17 protein-coding genes, 1 other RNA gene and 1 riboswitch are annotated in these 16,634 nt (G+C 65.2%); of the genes, 11 read left to right on the forward strand and 7 right to left on the reverse strand.

The features are described from left to right. Window positions 1–5 precede the first annotated feature (5 nt). From aroA to ACX80O_RS00315, 9 genes are all read left to right on the forward strand, one after another. Window positions 6–1,337, forward strand: coding sequence for a 3-phosphoshikimate 1-carboxyvinyltransferase (gene aroA, locus ACX80O_RS00275; RefSeq protein ID WP_459305636.1), 1,332 nt, complete (start codon window positions 6–8; stop codon window positions 1,335–1,337). A 1-nt stretch (window position 1,338) separates the two neighbouring features. Next, a complete protein-coding gene (rsgA, locus tag ACX80O_RS00280; RefSeq protein WP_459332133.1) occupies window positions 1,339–2,472 on the forward strand; it encodes a ribosome small subunit-dependent GTPase A in 1,134 nt (377 codons plus the stop codon). Between the two features lie 101 nt (window positions 2,473–2,573). Beyond that, window positions 2,574–2,777 carry a cold-shock protein gene (locus ACX80O_RS00285; protein ID WP_019483099.1) on the forward strand — a complete coding sequence of 68 codons (204 nt, stop codon included), beginning with the start codon at window positions 2,574–2,576 and terminating at the stop codon, window positions 2,775–2,777. A 125-nt stretch (window positions 2,778–2,902) separates the two neighbouring features. Then, window positions 2,903–3,712 (forward strand): histidinol-phosphatase, encoded by an 810-nt coding sequence (gene hisN, locus ACX80O_RS00290; RefSeq protein ID WP_459332134.1) that lies wholly within the window; start codon window positions 2,903–2,905, stop codon window positions 3,710–3,712. A 36-nt stretch (window positions 3,713–3,748) separates the two neighbouring features. Further along, the gene (locus ACX80O_RS00295; RefSeq protein WP_459332135.1) at window positions 3,749–4,507 is read left to right on the forward strand and encodes a class I SAM-dependent methyltransferase; all 759 of its coding nucleotides are present in this window, start codon (window positions 3,749–3,751) and stop codon (window positions 4,505–4,507) included. Window positions 4,508–4,556: 49 nt separating this feature from the next. Continuing rightward, a complete protein-coding gene (locus ACX80O_RS00300; RefSeq protein WP_459305632.1) occupies window positions 4,557–5,465 on the forward strand; it encodes a metal ABC transporter substrate-binding protein in 909 nt (302 codons plus the stop codon). After that, window positions 5,462–6,274, forward strand: a complete 813-nt coding sequence (locus ACX80O_RS00305; RefSeq protein WP_459332136.1) for a metal ABC transporter ATP-binding protein — start codon at window positions 5,462–5,464, stop codon at window positions 6,272–6,274. The genes ACX80O_RS00300 and ACX80O_RS00305 overlap by 4 nt, the downstream gene beginning before the upstream one ends. A 9-nt stretch (window positions 6,275–6,283) precedes the next feature. Beyond that, entirely contained in the window at window positions 6,284–7,216 is a 933-nt protein-coding gene (locus tag ACX80O_RS00310) for a metal ABC transporter permease (protein ID WP_459305629.1), read from the forward strand. A 19-nt stretch (window positions 7,217–7,235) separates the two neighbouring features. Then, window positions 7,236–7,958, forward strand: coding sequence for a metal-dependent transcriptional regulator (locus ACX80O_RS00315; RefSeq protein ID WP_459332272.1), 723 nt, complete (start codon window positions 7,236–7,238; stop codon window positions 7,956–7,958). Here ACX80O_RS00315 and ACX80O_RS00320 read toward each other — a convergent pair. Continuing rightward, window positions 7,955–8,356, reverse strand: a complete 402-nt coding sequence (locus tag ACX80O_RS00320) for a fluoride efflux transporter FluC (RefSeq protein WP_459332137.1) — start codon at window positions 8,354–8,356, stop codon at window positions 7,955–7,957. The genes ACX80O_RS00315 and ACX80O_RS00320 overlap by 4 nt on opposite strands. After that, window positions 8,353–8,745: a fluoride efflux transporter FluC gene (locus tag ACX80O_RS00325; RefSeq protein ID WP_459332138.1), complete on the reverse strand. Its 393-nt coding sequence runs from the start codon at window positions 8,743–8,745 to the stop codon at window positions 8,353–8,355. Before ACX80O_RS00325 ends, ACX80O_RS00320 begins: the two co-directional genes overlap by 4 nt. 121 nt (window positions 8,746–8,866) lie before the next feature. Next, window positions 8,867–8,939: riboswitch (Fluoride riboswitch) on the reverse strand. A 127-nt stretch (window positions 8,940–9,066) separates the two neighbouring features. On the opposite strand from ACX80O_RS00325, the gene ACX80O_RS00330 reads away from it, so the two are divergent. Continuing rightward, window positions 9,067–10,167, forward strand: coding sequence for a carboxylate-amine ligase (locus ACX80O_RS00330; RefSeq protein ID WP_459332139.1), 1,101 nt, complete (start codon window positions 9,067–9,069; stop codon window positions 10,165–10,167). Here ACX80O_RS00330 and ACX80O_RS00335 read toward each other — a convergent pair. The 3 genes from ACX80O_RS00335 to ACX80O_RS00345 are packed head-to-tail and all read right to left on the reverse strand — an operon-like array spanning window position 10,164 to window position 14,582. Continuing rightward, entirely contained in the window at window positions 10,164–10,655 is a 492-nt protein-coding gene (locus tag ACX80O_RS00335; protein ID WP_459305624.1) for a YdeI/OmpD-associated family protein, read from the reverse strand. The two genes, ACX80O_RS00330 and ACX80O_RS00335, sit on opposite strands and share 4 nt — an antisense overlap. Window positions 10,656–10,677: 22 nt before the next feature. Next, window positions 10,678–12,429, reverse strand: coding sequence for an alpha-glucosidase (locus ACX80O_RS00340; RefSeq protein WP_459332140.1), 1,752 nt, complete (start codon window positions 12,427–12,429; stop codon window positions 10,678–10,680). Beyond that, window positions 12,426–14,582, reverse strand: a complete 2,157-nt coding sequence (locus ACX80O_RS00345; RefSeq protein WP_459305621.1) for an alpha-galactosidase — start codon at window positions 14,580–14,582, stop codon at window positions 12,426–12,428. The genes ACX80O_RS00340 and ACX80O_RS00345 overlap by 4 nt, the downstream gene beginning before the upstream one ends. A gap of 132 nt (window positions 14,583–14,714) precedes the next feature. Between ACX80O_RS00345 and ACX80O_RS00350 the strand changes: the two genes are divergently transcribed. Next, on the forward strand, window positions 14,715–15,863 hold the full coding sequence (locus tag ACX80O_RS00350; RefSeq protein ID WP_459332141.1) for an ROK family protein: 1,149 nt from the start codon (window positions 14,715–14,717) through the stop codon (window positions 15,861–15,863). Between the two features lie 3 nt (window positions 15,864–15,866). Here ACX80O_RS00350 and ACX80O_RS00355 read toward each other — a convergent pair whose 3' ends face one another. Then, the gene (locus ACX80O_RS00355) at window positions 15,867–16,091 is read right to left on the reverse strand and encodes a hypothetical protein (protein WP_459305617.1); all 225 of its coding nucleotides are present in this window, start codon (window positions 16,089–16,091) and stop codon (window positions 15,867–15,869) included. A gap of 104 nt (window positions 16,092–16,195) precedes the next feature. Further along, window positions 16,196–16,566, reverse strand: a transfer-messenger RNA (tmRNA) gene (gene ssrA / locus ACX80O_RS00360). Window positions 16,567–16,634 lie beyond the last annotated feature (68 nt).

Genomic DNA, 16,634 nt, shown 5'->3' on the forward strand with positions numbered 1-16,634 from the left:
CCCCCATGGAACTGTCGCATTGGAGGGCACCCCGCGCGACCTCGCCGGTCGATGCGACAGTCCAGGTACCCGGCTCGAAGTCACTGACCAACCGGTTCCTGATTCTTGCCGCACTGGCCGACGGTCCGTCGCGGCTGAGGGCGCCACTGATCTCCCGTGATTCGGTCCTGATGGTCAACGCGCTCAGGGCCTTGGGCGCCGACTGCACCGAGGTTGCTGGGGATGGCGCGTTCGGCCCTGACCTGCTGGTGACGCCCGTCGACTTCGCCGTAGCCAATGACACGTCAATTGACTGTGGGCTGGCGGGCACCGTGATGCGGTTCGTCCCGCCGCTCGCCGCCCTGCGGCGGGGAACCACATCCTTCGACGGCGACCCCCACGCCCGGCAGCGACCGATGGGCGCTGTGCTCCAGGCGCTCCGCGGACTCGGGATCATCGTCGACGACGACGGCGAGCCGCTGTTGCCCTTCTCGGTCACCGGTACCGGGGTCATCCCCGGCGGCAGGCTGGTCGTCGATGCGAGCGCCTCTTCGCAGTTTGTCTCCGCCCTGCTGCTGGTCGGTGCGCGCTTCACCAAAGGACTCCACCTCGAACATGTGGGACCCCCGGTTCCCAGCCTCGACCACATCGCCATGACGGTGAAGGTCCTGCGGGAGGTGGGGGTTGAGGTTGATGACTCTGTCCCCAACCAATGGAAGGTGTCCCCCGGACCCATCAGCGCCTTCGACGTGCGGATCGAACAGGATCTCTCCAACGCCGGACCGTTCCTCGCCGCGGCGCTGGTCACTGCGGGCACCGTGCGAATCCCCAACTGGCCGATGGGCACCACCCAGGTGGGCGACCAGTGGCGACAGATCCTGACGACACTCGGCGCCGATGTGAACCTTACCGGAGGCACCCTGACGGTGACTGGCGGCTCCCGCATCCGGGGTGCCGCGATCGCCGATACCAGCGAACTGGCCCCGACAGTCGCGGCCCTCTGCGCGCTGGCTGACTCGCCGTCGGTCCTCACCGGCATCGCCCACCTGCGCGGCCACGAAACCGATCGCCTGAAAGCACTCGCCACCGAAATCAACCGGCTGGGCGGTGACGTGACCGAGACCGCCGACGGGTTAGCCATCAGGCCTGCGCCACTGCACGACGGACTCTTCAGGACTTATGAGGACCACCGGATGGCGACGGCGGGCGCCATCCTCGGCCTCGCTGTGTCGGGGGTGGAGGTCGAGAACATCGGCACCACCGCCAAGACCATGCCGCAGTTCCCTGACCTGTGGGCCGATCTCGCCGCGACCGGCCACCCACTGACTGGCCAGACCGACCCCTCCAACGGGTGCTGACGTGGCCACTGGAGGCAACCGTGGAGGGTCCAGGTCGTGGGACGAATCAGATATCAGGGTCCGGCCCAACAAGAAGGGCACCCGGCCCCGCACCAAGGAACGGCCCGCCTACGACGACGCCGTCACCGGCAGGATCGTTACGGTCGACCGTGGGCGCTACACAGCAGTCGTCGACGAGGACGCCCTGGACGAGCGGATCGTCATTGCCGCCCGGGCCCGGGAGCTACGCCGGACTCCGGTGGTCGCCGGTGACCTGGTGGCCCTGGTGGGCGACCTCTCCGGAGGGCCGGACGCCCTGGCACGCCTGGTCCGGGTGGAGGAGCGCCGAACCCTGCTGCGTCGCAGCGCCGACGACACCGATCCGGTGGAGCGCGCAGTGGTCGCCAACGCCGACCAGCTGGTCATCGTCGTGGCGGCAGCCAACCCGGAACCAAGGACAGGATTCATCGACCGGGCGCTGGTAGCGGCCTACGACGCTGGCATCCAGCCGATCCTCTGCGTCACCAAGGCTGATCTGCGGGACCCCACCGAGCTGCTCGATAACTACCGACACCTGGACCTGCCGGTCATCATCAGCCGGACCGCTACCGATGCCGACGGGATCGACAGCACCTCGGATGACGGACTGTCCGCCCGGCTCCTCGGCGATGCAGTGAGTCAGCTGCGGTCCCACCTCGATGGCAAGGTCAGTGTGCTGCTGGGCCACTCGGGGGTGGGAAAGTCCACAATGGTCAACGCGCTGACCGGGTCCAACCGTGCCACCGGCGGGGTCAACGCCGTGACCGGGCGCGGGCGGCACACGTCGTCGTCGGCGGTCGCCTTGAAGGCAGGAGATTCCCTGCCAGGAACGTGGATCATCGATACCCCCGGGATTCGCTCGTTCGGCCTCGCCCATGTTGATCCTGACCGGATTCTTCAGGCGTTCCCAGACCTTGAGCCCGGCACCGCCGATTGTGCGCGAGGCTGCCGGCATGACCGGCTCGCGGTGAAGTGCGGCCTGGACCCCTGGGTGCGGGACGGATCGGCAGGGGTCTCGGGTCCTGTCAGGCTCGCCTCCCTACGGCGGTTGCTGGGTGCCAGCGCCCCCGAACCCAAGGGAAATACCCAGGAAGCCAAACAGCTCGGCGAACAGTAGACCTGATACGCTTTAAGGAGTTGCAGTGTTGCGCCTCAAGCTGACATCGCAACGAGAACCCCGAAGCACGGGGGGATTCTCACACACAAGGAATAAGAAAAATGGCAACAGGTACAGTCAAATGGTTCAACGCTGAAAAGGGCTTTGGATTCATTGCTCCTGACGACGGCGGCGCGGACGTATTCGCCCACTTCTCGGCAATCAACTCCAGCGGATTCCGCGCGCTCGAAGAAAACCAGAAGGTCAACTTCGAGACCACGCAGGGCCCCAAGGGACCGCAGGCAGAGAACATCACCGTTATCTGACAACCCCTCAACGTAGCCCGTCCCACTGGACGGCTCCCCGCAGGACACCGAAGCGGCCCACCGCCGTCGGTGTCCTGCGGTGTTTAATCCCGCACTATGGCGACGTTAGGCGATAGGTTGAAGGTATGAACCACCGCCAAAGTTATAACGATGATCTGCGCCTTGCCCACGTCATGGCCGATTCTGTCGACGACCAGACCATGTCGCGATTCAAGGCCCTTGATCTGGTGGTGGAAACCAAGCCTGACCTCACGCCTGTCACCGACGCCGACAAGGCAGCCGAAGAGTCAATTCGGGGCCAACTCTCCCGCGCCCGCCCGCGCGACGCGGTCCTCGGCGAAGAGTTCGGCAGCAGCGGCGCTGGCTCACGCCGCTGGATCATCGACCCCATCGACGGCACCAAAAGCTTTGTGCGAGGCGTCCCGGTCTGGGCCACCCTGATTTCCCTCGTTGACGAGGGGCAGCCGGTTGTCGGTTTGGTCAGCGCCCCCGCCCTGGGTAAACGCTGGTGGGCGGCCACCGGTACCGGCGCCTACATGGGTAAATCGCTGGCCGCAGCAACCCGGCTCAAGGTGTCAAACGTGTCGCGGCTTGAGGATGCCTCGCTGTCCTATTCAAGCCTGTCGGGTTGGAAGGAACGCGGCAACCTGCCGGAATTCCTTACCCTGACGGACGCGGTTTGGCGCAGCCGGGCGTACGGCGACTTCTGGTCCTACTGCCTGGTCGCAGAGGGCGCCGTCGACATCGCCTGCGAACCCGAGCTGAACCTCTATGACATGGCGGCGCTGGTGCCGATCATCACCGAGGCCGGCGGACGCTTCACCTCCCTTGAGGGCACTGACGGCCCCTTCGGCGGCAACGCGCTGGCCACCAACAGCACGTTGCACAACGATGTGCTGCAAATCCTCAACCCTGATGTGGACGACCTGCTCTAGACGCAGGCCGCCCCGGCCTGCGAAGGAGACCACACCATGCCCCACGGCGGCCCGCGTCTGCACGCCTCCCGGCGGATCCACCTTGCCGGCGGCTACCTCGACGGCGGTGAGCAATACGACAGGGTCCGGCCCGGCTACCCGGCAGCTAGCGTCGACTGGGTCCTGACGGCAGGAGCCCTGACCGCGGCCGACGTCGGTGCCGGCACCGGGCTCTTTACCGCGCAGTTGGTGGCGCGCGGACTGGACGTCACCGGCGTCGACCCCTCACGCGACATGCTTGACGTGCTGCGGACCAAGCTCCCCCAGGTGACCACCGTGGTGGGTACTGCCGAGGCGACCGGGCTGGCCACGGCGTCGGTCCAACTGGTCACGATTGCCCAGGCCTGGCACTGGCTCGATCCAGCGGCGGCGGCCAGCGAGGCGGCCCGCATCCTCGTTCCAGGCGGCCGCATTGCGCTGCTCTGGAATCAGCTGGATGTCTCGCTCTCGTGGGTGCACCGGCTCAGCCGGATCATGCACGCCGGGGATGTCTACAAGCCCGATCATCAGCCGACCATCGGCGAGGACTTCGAGCTACCCGAACATCTGGCTACCCGCTGGACGCAGACGTTGAGCACGGCGGACATCGTGGAACTGGCGAAATCCAGAAGCTACTATCGGCGTGCCAGCCCCGTGATTCGCGCGAAGGTGGAAGCCAACCTCGACTGGTACCTCCACGAACATCTGGGATTCACCCCGGAGGCAGCGGTGGAATTGCCGTACTTTACCCATGTCTGGCGGGCGTCCAGGGTGTGACCACCTCGCAGCCCTACCTTTTAGGCCCCCCTTTGCGCTAGGTTTAGGTATGCCGAAATTCTCGATCCCGCTCGCTACGCTGACGGTTTTGGTCCTTGCCGGTTGCGGGGCCAGCCCGGCAGCGCTGGCCAGGCCTGCCGACAACGATGACCGACCCGTGGTCCTGACCACCTTCAGTGTGCTCGCTGACCTCACCGACCAGGTGGGTGGAGGACGGGTGCGGGTCGAGTCCATCACCAAGATCGGCGCCGAAATCCACGGTTACGACCCCACCCCGTCCGACCTGGTCAACGCGCAGGACGCCGACCTGATTCTCGACAACGGACTGGGGCTGGAGCGGTGGTTCGAGCGCTTCGTCCTCTCGGTCGACGCCCCCCACGTTGTCCTGTCACAAGGGGTGGAGCCAGTCGATATCCGTTCCGGCGCCTACCGGGGCCTGCCCAACCCCCACGCCTGGATGTCACCCGCCGCCGCGCAGGTCTATGTCGACAACATCGTGGCGGCTCTGACTGAACTCAGCCCGGCGCACGCCGCCGAATTCGAGGCCAACGGTCTCCGCATCAAAGCCGAATTGCAGGCCATGCTGGATGACCTGCGGGCAGCCTTCACCGATGCGTCCACGCCCGCCCTGGTCACCTGTGAGGGAGCCTTTTCCTACCTGGCGCGGGACGCCGGACTCGACGAGGCGTTTATCTGGCCGGTCAACTCGGACGCCGAGGGAACTCCCCGCCAGATCAGGGAAGTGATCAGCTTCGTCGAAGCCAACCACGTTCCTGCAGTATTCTGCGAGTCGACGGTCAACCCGTCCGCCCAGGAACAGGTGGCGTTGGCCACGGGCGCCGACCTGACCGGTCCGCTGTATGTCGATTCGCTCTCCGGCCCGGCCGGTCCGGTACCCACCTTCCTCGATCTCCTCCGGTACGACATCGCCATGATTACTGATGGGCTCACCTCATGACCTCCTTCGCTCCCCCACACCCCACGTCCACGGACGCCGGCCCCGTCGCAGCAATCTCCGTCGCCGGGCTCACCGTCAGTTACAACGAGGTGATGGCGCTGACCGATGTCAACCTGACCCTGGCGAGGGCGCGGATCTGCGGCCTGATCGGGGTCAACGGTTCGGGCAAGTCGACGCTCTTCAAATGCCTGATGGGGCTGGTCCAGCCACAGGCCGGTGCCGTGGCGATCTTCGGTAAGGACCACCGCACCGCCCGGCGCAGCAACCTGGTGGCCTATGTTCCCCAATCCGAGGACGTTGACTGGACCTTCCCGCTATCGGTGAGCGACGTCGTTCTGATGGGCCGCTACGGCAGGATGCCGCAGTCCCGCCGTGCCAATCGGGCCGACCGTGACGCCGTCGACGAGGCGCTGGAACGGGTTGGGCTGAGCCAGCAACGCCACCGCCAGATCGGCGAGCTGTCCGGCGGGCAGAAGAAGCGGGCCTTCGTGGCTCGCAGCATTGCCCAGGACGCTCAACTCCTGCTCCTCGACGAACCGTTTGCCGGCGTCGACAAGACCAGCGAGGCAACCCTGATCGACCTGCTCCGGGAGTTGAGGGACGAGGGACGGACGGCGCTGATTTCCACGCACGACCTCGCAGGCATCCCGGAACTGTGCGACGAAGCGGTGCTGCTGCACAACCGAGTCCTCGCCCACGGGCTACCCGAGGACGTCCTGACACATGACAAGCTGGCACTGGCGTTCGGCCCGACGCCGGCCGCCGTACCGTCCAGCGTTCCCCTGGGACAAGCAGCGAACGAAAGCTAGGACAACGTTATGGACCTTCTCACCTTCATCATCGAACCGCTCCAATACGGCTTCCTGACCCGGGCCCTGATCGTCACTGTGTGCGCGGCGGTGGTCGCCTCCGTGCTGTCCTGCTGGCTGATCCTGATGGGGTGGTCACTGATGGGCGACGCCGTTTCACACGCGGTGCTGCCCGGCGTCGCCCTTGCCTACATCATCGGTATCCCGTTCTCCATCGGCGCTTTCGTCTTCGGTGCAGGTGCTGTGGCCTTGATTGGGCTGGTGAAATCGACCACTAAGCTCAAATCGGACACCGTCATTGGGGTGGTGTTCACCGGCTTGTTTGCCGTCGGACTGGCCATCGTATCCCGAACGCCATCCCAGGTGGACCTGATGCACATTCTGTTCGGAAACGTCCTGGGCGTCACCAATGGGGAGTTGTGGCAGGTGGTCATTCTGGGTGTCCTGACGCTCGCCATCCTGCTCTACAAACGCCGCGACCTCACCCTCTTCGCCTTCGACCGGACCCACGCGCATGTGATCGGGCTCAATACCCGGCTGCTGTCGGCCCTGTTGCTGGGCCTGCTGGCGCTGAGCGTCGTCGTCGGCCTGCAGGCGGTGGGGATCATCCTGGTGGTCGCCATGCTCATTACCCCCGGGGCGACGGCCTTCCTGCTGACCCGCAGTTTTGATCGGATGCTGATCCTCGCCGCGGCCATCACCGCCGTCGCCTCGGTGGCAGGAATCTATGCCAGCTATTACCTGGACATCTCGACCGGCGCCGCAGTGGTACTCTCCCAGTCGCTCGTTTTCGTCCTGGTTTACCTGTTCGCGCGGCGAACTGGCGTCCTGTGGCAGGTGGGCAACCGGCGCCGCCTCCGGCGCACCATGGCCCTGACCGCCAGACCGTTAACGGCTGTCCGCCCTCTACCGGCCAGCCACCAGCCATTCGGTGGTGCCTAAGGTGGTACGCCGGTCAGCTATCGCCCTCAGCGCGGGATCGTCGAGCGTCCAGGACTATGTCAAGGGCATCTACTCCTTCACCGAATGGCAGGAACGGCCGATCACCGCCTCGCAACTGGCGTCCCGGCTGTCGGTAGCCAACTCCTCGGTCTCGGAGATGGTCCGCAAACTCATGGATCTGGGCCTTGCCCAGCACGAACCGTACGGCGCGGTTGAGCTGACCGACGACGGGCTGCATCTTGCCCTGGCGATGGTGCGCCGTCACCGTCTCCTGGAGACGTTTCTGGTACGCGAGCTCGGGTACCGGTGGGACGAGGTCCACGACGAGGCCGAGCTGCTGGAGCACACGGTGTCCGACACCTTTATTGAGCGGCTGGACCGGAAACTCGGCTATCCGTCCCGTGACCCGCACGGGGATCCGATCCCCACCGCGGACGGGAAAATTACTGTGCCGAGCGCTCATCCCCTGCGGGAGCTCGACGACGGGCACCGGGGCCGCATCACCCGGATCAGCGACGCAAATCCTGAGTTGCTCAGATTCCTCGCTGCGGAAGCCATCGACCTCGACGCTCCGGTACAGGTTCTGGAACGCAAACCTTTTGGGGGTCCCCTGGTGGTGAGGGTTGGCGATTCCAGCAGCGCCAGGACCTTCGACTTCGGTGAAGAACTGACCGCTGCGCTGTGGATCGAAACCCATGAGGCCCATGCAGGCTGCCGCCTGCGCGAAGCCTCCGGGCGCTAGCCACCCGCCAGGCCGGCGCCCACCAGGACGGCGCCGGCAGCGATACCTGCCGCCGCGGCGATCAGGGCGAGCACCGCCGTTCCGATGGCGTGGACCAATCCACGTCCTACCCGCCCGCTCCGGATCAGCCTCACCGTGTCGACACTGGCTGTGCTGAAGGTAGTGAACCCGCCCAGGAACCCGACACCGGCGGCGAGCTCTAGCTCCAGAGACACCCCGCCGCCCAGGGCCAACCCGGTGAGGAGCCCCAGGAACCCGGAACCCACCACGTTGATGGTCACCGTCCCCCAAGGAATGGCCGTGGCAAACCGCGCCCGCACCACGCCGTCGAGTACGAAGCGGGTCACCGCACCGAGCCCACCCGCCGCACCGATCAGCAGGACCACCAGGACGCTCACCGGCCGGCCTTTCCAGTGGTAGACCCCCGATTGGCTCGGCGGCGGGTCAGTGCTGCGGCTAGTCCGATCCCCGCGAAGCTCAGCAGGATTCCCCCCAGGAGGCTGGCTGCCACGTACCCGGCAGCCGGCCAGTAGTCACCCTCGGTTCCCAGCCCGATCGTTTCGATCGCGAAGGTGCTGTAGGTGGTGAATCCCCCCAGAAACCCTGTGCCCGCCAGCAGCCGCACCATGCGGCGTTTCCCCTGGTCCGGTCCGGTGCGCAGCAGGGACTCCAGGAGCAACCCCAGCAGAAACGAACCGCTCAGGTTGATCAGCAGGGTAGGGAGTGGCCAGCCCTGCGGAGCGGGAAGGAGCCCCTCCAGCCAGAACCGACTGAGTGTTCCGCCCATTCCACCAACGAAGACCAGGGCAATGAGGGTTAGGCGATGGTGTGGTTGAGGTGCGGCAGGGTCGGCTGACCGTTCGCCCAGTCTGTGCCGACGGATCACAATGCTCTGCCCCTATCGGGTGTCAAAGGAAGGAACCATCAGCCCTGCGTGGCGGTTCGGGCAATACCCCGGCGGGATCCATCGCCGTAGCCTTGACTATATCGGATCTGTACCGGGAGCCCCCGAAAAGTCACAGTATTAGCCGTCGGCAATTCGGGGGTGCAATGATCACTACCAGCACCGCATGCTCCGCGCCCGCACCCATCTAGGCAAAGGTTCCACATGACAACGCTGGGGATCGAAGAAGAGTACCTCCTGCTGGACCCGCTGTCCGGGTTGCCGGTCTATCAGGCGAATGAGGTGCAGGCCCTCTTGGAGCAATCACCCACCATCGAGGCCGACGACGTTCAGCGCGAACTCCTCAGCTGCCAGATCGAGACTGCCACCCCAGTGTGTTCAACCCTGACCGAAGCGGAAGAATCCCTGCTCCACTTCCGACGACGCATCTCGGCAGCGGCGCGGAAGGCGGGGGTGCGGGCCAGCGGTTCAGCGACGGCGCCCCGGATTGAATCCGCCTACCCGACGCTGACCGATCATCAGCGCTATCACGAGCTGAAGGCCAGCGCCAGCGGGATCGTGGCGGATCAGTTTGTGAATGGCCTGCACGTTCATGTCGCGATCCCCGACCGGGAGACCGGTGTGCAGGCATTGAACCGGATCCGGCCGTGGCTTCCGGTGATCATAGCGCTCAGCAGCAATTCACCGTTCTGGTTGGACCGGGACAGCGGCTTCGCGAGTTGGCGAGTGGTGCATTACCGCAGGTGGCCGGTGCAGGGGTGCCCGCCGGTCTTCGCCGATGCCGCCGACTACGAACGCCGCATTGAACGTCTCGTGGGCACCGGCGTCATCATCGACCGCGGTGTTTTGACCTGGATGGCGCGGCTGTCCGATGCCTATCCCACGCTGGAGGTGCGGGCCGGCGACGCCCAGCTCGAAGCCCAGGATTCGGTCCTTCTCGCTGCCCTGGTCAGAGGTCTGGTGTCCACAGCTGTCCGCGAGGCCAAGGCCGGCTTGCCGTTCCTCAACCCGGACCCCGAACTGCTGGACGCCGCCATGTGGCAGGCGGCCCGGCACGGACTGGCCGCCTGCCTGGTTGAGCTGGAGACCGGTAACCTGCTGCCGGCCCGTGAGGTGATGGACCGGCTACTGTCCTACACGGCGGCCGCAGTGGAAGCCGAAGGTGATACCGAGTGGATTGCCGCGGGCCTGGCAACGGTCTGGGAGCGGGGCACCGGTGCCGAACGCCAGCGCCGGGCCATGGCGGACGGCGGCATGGCCTCCCTCCTGGATCTCTACAGCACAACGCTGACCGCCGAACGCTAACCCGGTTTCTGGTTTGCCCGGCCCTCCGCCAGCCGCTGCAGCGTCCTGGCGATCCGCGCGTCCCGGGTGGCAGGACGCTTCGCGGAGGCGATCCACAGCGCGTATTCGCGCTGGCGCGAGTACGCGAGAGCCCTGAACCGGTCCACTGCACCGCCCGCCACCAGTGCCGCCGCCACATCATCGGCGAGTTCCACCACCCGCTCGCTGGTGTCCAGGGTAAGCGACACACGCACCGTGTCGCCGGCGGCTTTACCGATCTGTGCCTGGACGTCGGACCGGACCAACAGCAGGTGATCGTCGCCGTGGGTGACCAGCGAACCCCGGTATCCGACGCCGTCGAACGTGGCACGGACCGGGACCCGCCCGCCTGCACCAAATGTTTCCGGCACGCTGTACGGAAAGGTGACGAACGACGCCGCACCAATCACGGCTGAGTGCTGGATGACTGCGTCGAACTCGATGGGGCCGGGATCTTGATAATGGGCCATCCCTGAAGCTTAGCTAACCCGTCTATGGCCCGGCCGTCCGAAGGACCCGCGCCTCCCACGGACGCAGCCGTCCAGCATCCTCTGTGGTGTCCTCAATGGTGTCCCGTGTGGCGTCCGACCTCGGAACCGGGTAGTTGCCCAGCACGCGCTCCCCGCGGCCCAGCCCCTGCGGCAGGACCAGGTCCTCGCCTGACACGTTGCCCAGGACGGTGAGCGTCTCACCGTTCCGGGTCCGCGTGAATGCGTACAGGGTGGGGTGGTCCTCCTGGATTGGGGTGAACCCTCCGAGGCGCACCACGGCGTTGTCGTGCCGCAGCCGGATCAGCTGCTGGTAGTAACCGTAAACGGATCGATCTGACGCCCGATCCGCCTGGGCGTTGATCGCGGTGTAGTTCGGGTTGACCCCCAGCCAGGGCTCGCCGGTGGTGAACCCTGCGTGGGCCTCGTCCGACCACTGGACCGGTGTTCTGGCGTTGTCGCGGCTCATGATGCGAATGCCCGCGAGCACCTGCTCCGGGTCAAGCCCCAGAACGGTGGTCGCTTCGGTGAAGTAGTTGATCGACTCCAGGTCCCGGAAGTCCTCGATGGCGGCGAACGGCACGTTGGTCATGCCGAGTTCCTCGCCCTGGTAAATGTAGGGCGTCCCCCGGTGCAGGTGGAGCAGGGTCGCCCATAGGGTGGCCGACTCATATCTGAACTCCGAGTCATTGCCGAACCGTGACACCAGTCGCGGCTGATCGTGGTTGTTCAGGTAGAGGCTGTTCCAGCCCGTCGTTGCCAGGCCCTGCTGCCACCGGTTCCAGGACACTTTCAGGTCAGCCAGATTCAGGCCACGGTAATCCCACTTGCCGCCGGGCCCGTAGTCCAGTCCAACATGCTCGAACTGGAAGATCATGTCCAATTCGCGACGGGACGGGTCGGTGAAAAGGCGGGCCTCCTCGACTGTTGCACCGGGCATCTCGCCCACAGTAATCAGCTCAGCCGACCGTCCGGCGAACACCTCGCGGTGCATTTCCTGCAGGTAGTCGTGGATTCGTGGACCGGAAATGAAGTGCGGCCCGCCGTCGCCCCACAGTACTCCGGGCGGGACAACGCCGTCCGGCAGAGCGGGGTCCTTGGAGATGTAGTTGATGACATCCATCCGGAAGCCATCAACACCGAGGTCGAGCCACCAGTTCATCATCTCGTAGACGGCCGAGCGGACCTGAGGGTTCTCCCAGTTCAGGTCCGGTTGTTGGGGGGCGAACAGGTGCAAATAGTACTGCCCGGTGTGGGGGTCGAGCGTCCAGGCCGGCCCGCTGAAGGCCGATCCCCAGTTCGTCGGTTCGGCACCGGGGCTGCCGGCGTCGAACCCGTCCCGGGGGTCCCGCCACCAGTACCAGTCTCGCTTGGGGCTGTCCACGGAAGCGGACGCCTCCTTGAACCACTCGTGTTCGTGGGAGGTGTGGTTGACCACCAGATCCATCACCAGTTTCATCCCCCGATTGTGCACACCCTCCAGGAGCTCGCGGAATTGTTTGAGGGTACCGAACGCTGGATCGATCCGGCGGTAGTCGCTGATGTCGTAACCATTGTCGTGGTGTGGCGACTGGTAGACCGGGGACAGCCAGAGCACGTCGACGCCGAGCTCCGCCAGGTAGTCCAGCTTGCCGATGATCCCACCCAGGTCGCCCACGCCGTCGCCGTTGGAATCGGCGAAACTACGGGGGTAGATCTGGTAGACAACAGCGCTCGTCCACCAGGCGGGCTGGGTCTGGTCCGTTGCGATGCTCACGAGGGGTTCTCCTTGGCTGGTGTTCGCCGCACTTCGATGAGTACTGATTGTTCGGGGAAAAGCACAGGTGCCTGAACGCCGATGGACCCGAGAACACGACCTGACAGGATGACCGGGCTGCCGAGCAGCGCCGCCTGGTACCAGTCCAGTGAGGACTGGCCGGCACCCGGATGTTCGAGTGCCGGGGCCGCCGGGGCGAGGGTGTACAACGCCGTGGGTTCCAGCCCCGGAAACCGGATCCGGCCTGGCGGATAGGAGGCACTGGATGCGGTGAGGGTATAGGAGTACAACGCCGCGGAACCGTCCCTGGCCACAGTGCCACGGAGATCCATGGCCGGGTCCGGCAGGTCCGCGTGGACCACCCTGCCGCTGTGCAGCAGGCTCCGCCATCGTTTGTGCAGGGCAATCCACGCTGTGAGGTCAGCAGAGTCCTGCTCCCCCAAATCGGAGATATCCCATTCGACCCCGTAGTGGCCAAACACTGCAGTGCTTGCCCGAAGCGACAACGAGTGCGCCCGGTGGGTGGAGTGGGAGACCGGCCCGCCGATGTGCATCCCCATCAGTTCAGGGGCGATCAACAGTCCGGTGTACTTCTGGATGACCAGTCGCTCCAGCGGATCAATGCAGTCGCTGGTCCAGATGCGGTCGGTGCGGGCCAGGATTTCCAGGTCCACCCGCCCGCCACCCGAGGCGCAGCTTTCAATCTCGAGGCCGGGATGGCGGCGTTTGAGCTCCTCGAGCAGCCGGTACAGCGCCGCCACGTTCCGGTGCACCTCGGGCATACCCGAGGTGGCGCCGACCGCTTCCACCAGATCCCTGTTGTGGTCCCACTTGAGGTAGGCGATGTCGTGATCCGCCAGGATGGAGTCCATCCGCTCCAGGAGGTATTCCCATGCCTCGGGGATGGCCAGATTCAGCACCTGCTGCTGGCGGGCCGACGGCGGCAGTCGTCCGTCGGCCTGCAGCATCCAGTCGGGGTGCCGCCGGGCCAGATCGGAGTCCGGGTTAACCATTTCCGGTTCGAACCACAGCCCAAATTCCATCCCGAGAACGCGCACATGGTCGATGATCGGAGCCAGTCCGTCGGGCCACACGTCGTCGTCGACAAACCAGTCCCCCAGGCCTGCCGTGTCGTCGCGGCGTCCCCTAAACCAGCCGTCGTCGAGCACGAACCGTTCGATCCCCACCGCAGCCGCCCGGTCAGCCAACTGGGTGAGCCGCTCGAGGTTGTGGTCAAAGTAGATGGCTTCCCAGGTATTCAGCGTCACAGGTCGCTCCCGCACCGGGTGGGAGGGCCGGCTCCGTTGCTCCTGGTGGAACCGCTGTGCGAGCTCGTTGAGGCCGTTGCCCCACGAGGCCAAAGCATCCGGTGCAGCATAGGAGTCGCCCGGCTGAAGCACAATTTCCTGCGGCAGGAGCAGCTCTCCGGCGGCGATGAAGGTCTCACCGGTGGGTGTCTTCTCCACCAGGAGCTGGTGGTTTCCACTCCAGGCAGCATGCACGGCGTGAACCACGCCGGATTCGAACCCGACTGATGCCTCCCCCGCGGCCAGCAGGAGCGTCGCGTCGAGTCCGGGCCGGCCTCGCCTGCTCTCACGCCGGTAGGTACCGGTGGTCAGGGCGTGCCGTTGCGGGCTGCGCTCCCTCAGGTGGCGTCCGGTGGTGTCAAGGATTTCCACAGCGTCTGATGGAACCGGGAACACCGCCAGCAGGGCGTCCACCTCGTAGGGGGTGTCCCCCACATTCGTCAGCCGTAACCGCTGCCTGAGCAATCCCGCGTCGGTCAGGGTGAGAGTGCCTTCCAGGCGAAGGCCGCCGTGGGGATCGGCTGCCGAGAAACGAAATTCAGCGGTCGACGTCGAACTGGCCGTCGTAGCCAAGCGCGGAAAGAGGGCCCTGCCGGCGCGGTGCCCTATGATTCCCGGGGTGCCCTGCCACCCAAACGATTCCTGCGGAGTCAACGTCAATCGCGGCGGCGAGTCAAGACCGCCCGAAACCCTCTGCGGCCTGGATGCTGCGGCAAAGTCGTCGAGGCTGCCGGTCTCGCCCAGTTCGCTACCCCAGTACAGGATGGCTGGCAGGCCCGCAGCCGTGGTGTCGACAACAACGCTGGTACCGCCGTTGGTGAAATGAAAGACCGTAGTAGACTGCATTAGTTATTTTTACTGCAAAAGTAATTGTAGTGTCAAGCATCGCAGCTGACCCGTTTGACGCATGGCGGACGTCGATCATCGATAGTAAATTGACTTTGGTATCACAGGAAAAATATTCGGGGACGGAGTCCAGTGAAGGCAGTCCGAGCGCTCGCCGCCGATAGTCCCACCCGTGCCATTGCCCGCGAGGTGCTGATCCGTGGCCCCATCTCGCGGAGTGAGCTGGCACGGAAGCTCGGGCTATCTGCCGCCAGCCTCACCCGCCTGAGCAAGCCTCTGCTCGCGGCCGGCATCCTGCAGGAAGGCTCTGATGTGCAGGTGGGGGCGGTGGGCCGCCCCACGAAACCCCTGAACGTCTGCTCCGACTCCCACCGGTTCGTGGGCATCAAACTGACCGGTGATGCCGCAAGCGCCGTCTCGGTAGACCTGCGCTGCCGGGTGAACGCTTCGGCGACGCGACCGCTGGCCAGCCATCTGGTGGATGACGTCGTCGACGTCGTCTGTGCCGTGGTGGGCGATCTGGGCCCGGCGACCAGCTTCAGCGGCATCGGGATCAGCTTGGGCGGCAAGGTGGGATCACCCACCGCATCCGGAACGGTTCAGCGGGCACCCTTCCTCAACTGGCGTGATGTTCCCCTGGCCCAGCTCGTGCAGCAACGCACAGGGCTACCCGTGGTGCTGGAGAACGACGTCATTGCCCTCACCGTCGCTGAGCAATGGTTTGGTGCGGGGCGGGGGGTCCCGAATTTTGCGGTAGTGACCATCGGAGCTGGCGTGGGCTACGGGCTGGTCATCAACGACCAGGTGATTGCTCCCCCGGATGCCGGGCTGGGTCTTGCCGGGCATTTTCCGCTGGACGCCTCGGGCCCGCTGTGCCCCGAGGGCCACCGGGGGTGTTCAACGGCGATGCTGACCATGCCCGGGATCTGTGCCCAGGTGACAGGGGCGACGGGCCTTGCCCACCCCTACGCATCGGTGTTGCAGCTGGCCCGCGAGAAACACCCGGTGGCCCTGCACGTTGTCGAGAGTGCCGGCGCCGCCTTGGGCACCTTGATCGCGGCGATCGCCAACCTGACCATGGTCGAGTTGATGATCCTTTCCGGTGAGGGGATGGACCTGGTCGATGTGGTGCCAGCTGCGGTGGATGCGGCGGTGGCCGCCCATCGGGATCCGGAGGCACAATCGGTACAGCTGGTCCGCGAACACACTGACTTCAGCCAGTGGGCGCGGGGCGCGGCGGCAGTCGTGATCCAGCAGTCAATCGTGGGAACGCTGAGCTGACCGTCAGCGACCCTCATTGCGGCGGACCATTCCGACGATCAGGAGAATCAGCCCGAGCGCCAGAGGGATCAGGGTCACCAGGGTGTGGGTTCCACCGATGAAACTCATGTAAAAGATGAAGATGAAGGATCCGATCACCAGGAACAGCCCGGTGTTCACCAGCGCGCGGCCCCGGTTAGGGGGCGGCAGCGGGGGAAGCCACGATGGAGGATCGTCCGTCCAGTTCATCTGGTCAGTCTACGTCCGGGGACGGACACCCGATGCTCCCGCACCAGTTAACGACAAAACGTCCCTCCCCCAAAGGGGAAGGACGTTCCGCCGTGAAAGGCTTTCCGTGGAGATGGCGGGAATTGAACCCGCGTCCGATGCAGTGTAGTCAGGGCTTCTCCGGGCGCAGTTTGCGTCGGTTTTTCTCAGCTTCAGCCATCTTGCAAACAGGTGACTGCCAAGCTCAGTTACATAAGAGTCCCCCCGAAGCCTGTAACGAGCTTCAGGAGCAGTGGCCCTCTAAATGACGCCAGGATCCGGGACGAGAGCATTCCCGGGCTGACGGACTTGGTCTTACTGCCTAGGCAGCGAGAGCGAAGTCAGTGCGTTTTTGTTCGGCACTTATATTTTTACAAGGAGCGTTAACGAGATAACCTTGTAGATCCTCGGCCCGCTTCCCCTGTCGCGACTAACATCGTCGAAACCTGTCATCCCCGTGTGTAGTTATCAAGTAATACTTCCCGGATTGCCCCGGGTCTCCCAGTATATCGCACTGGGGCACGG

The sequence above is a fragment of the Arthrobacter glycogeni genome (assembly GCF_054511155.1).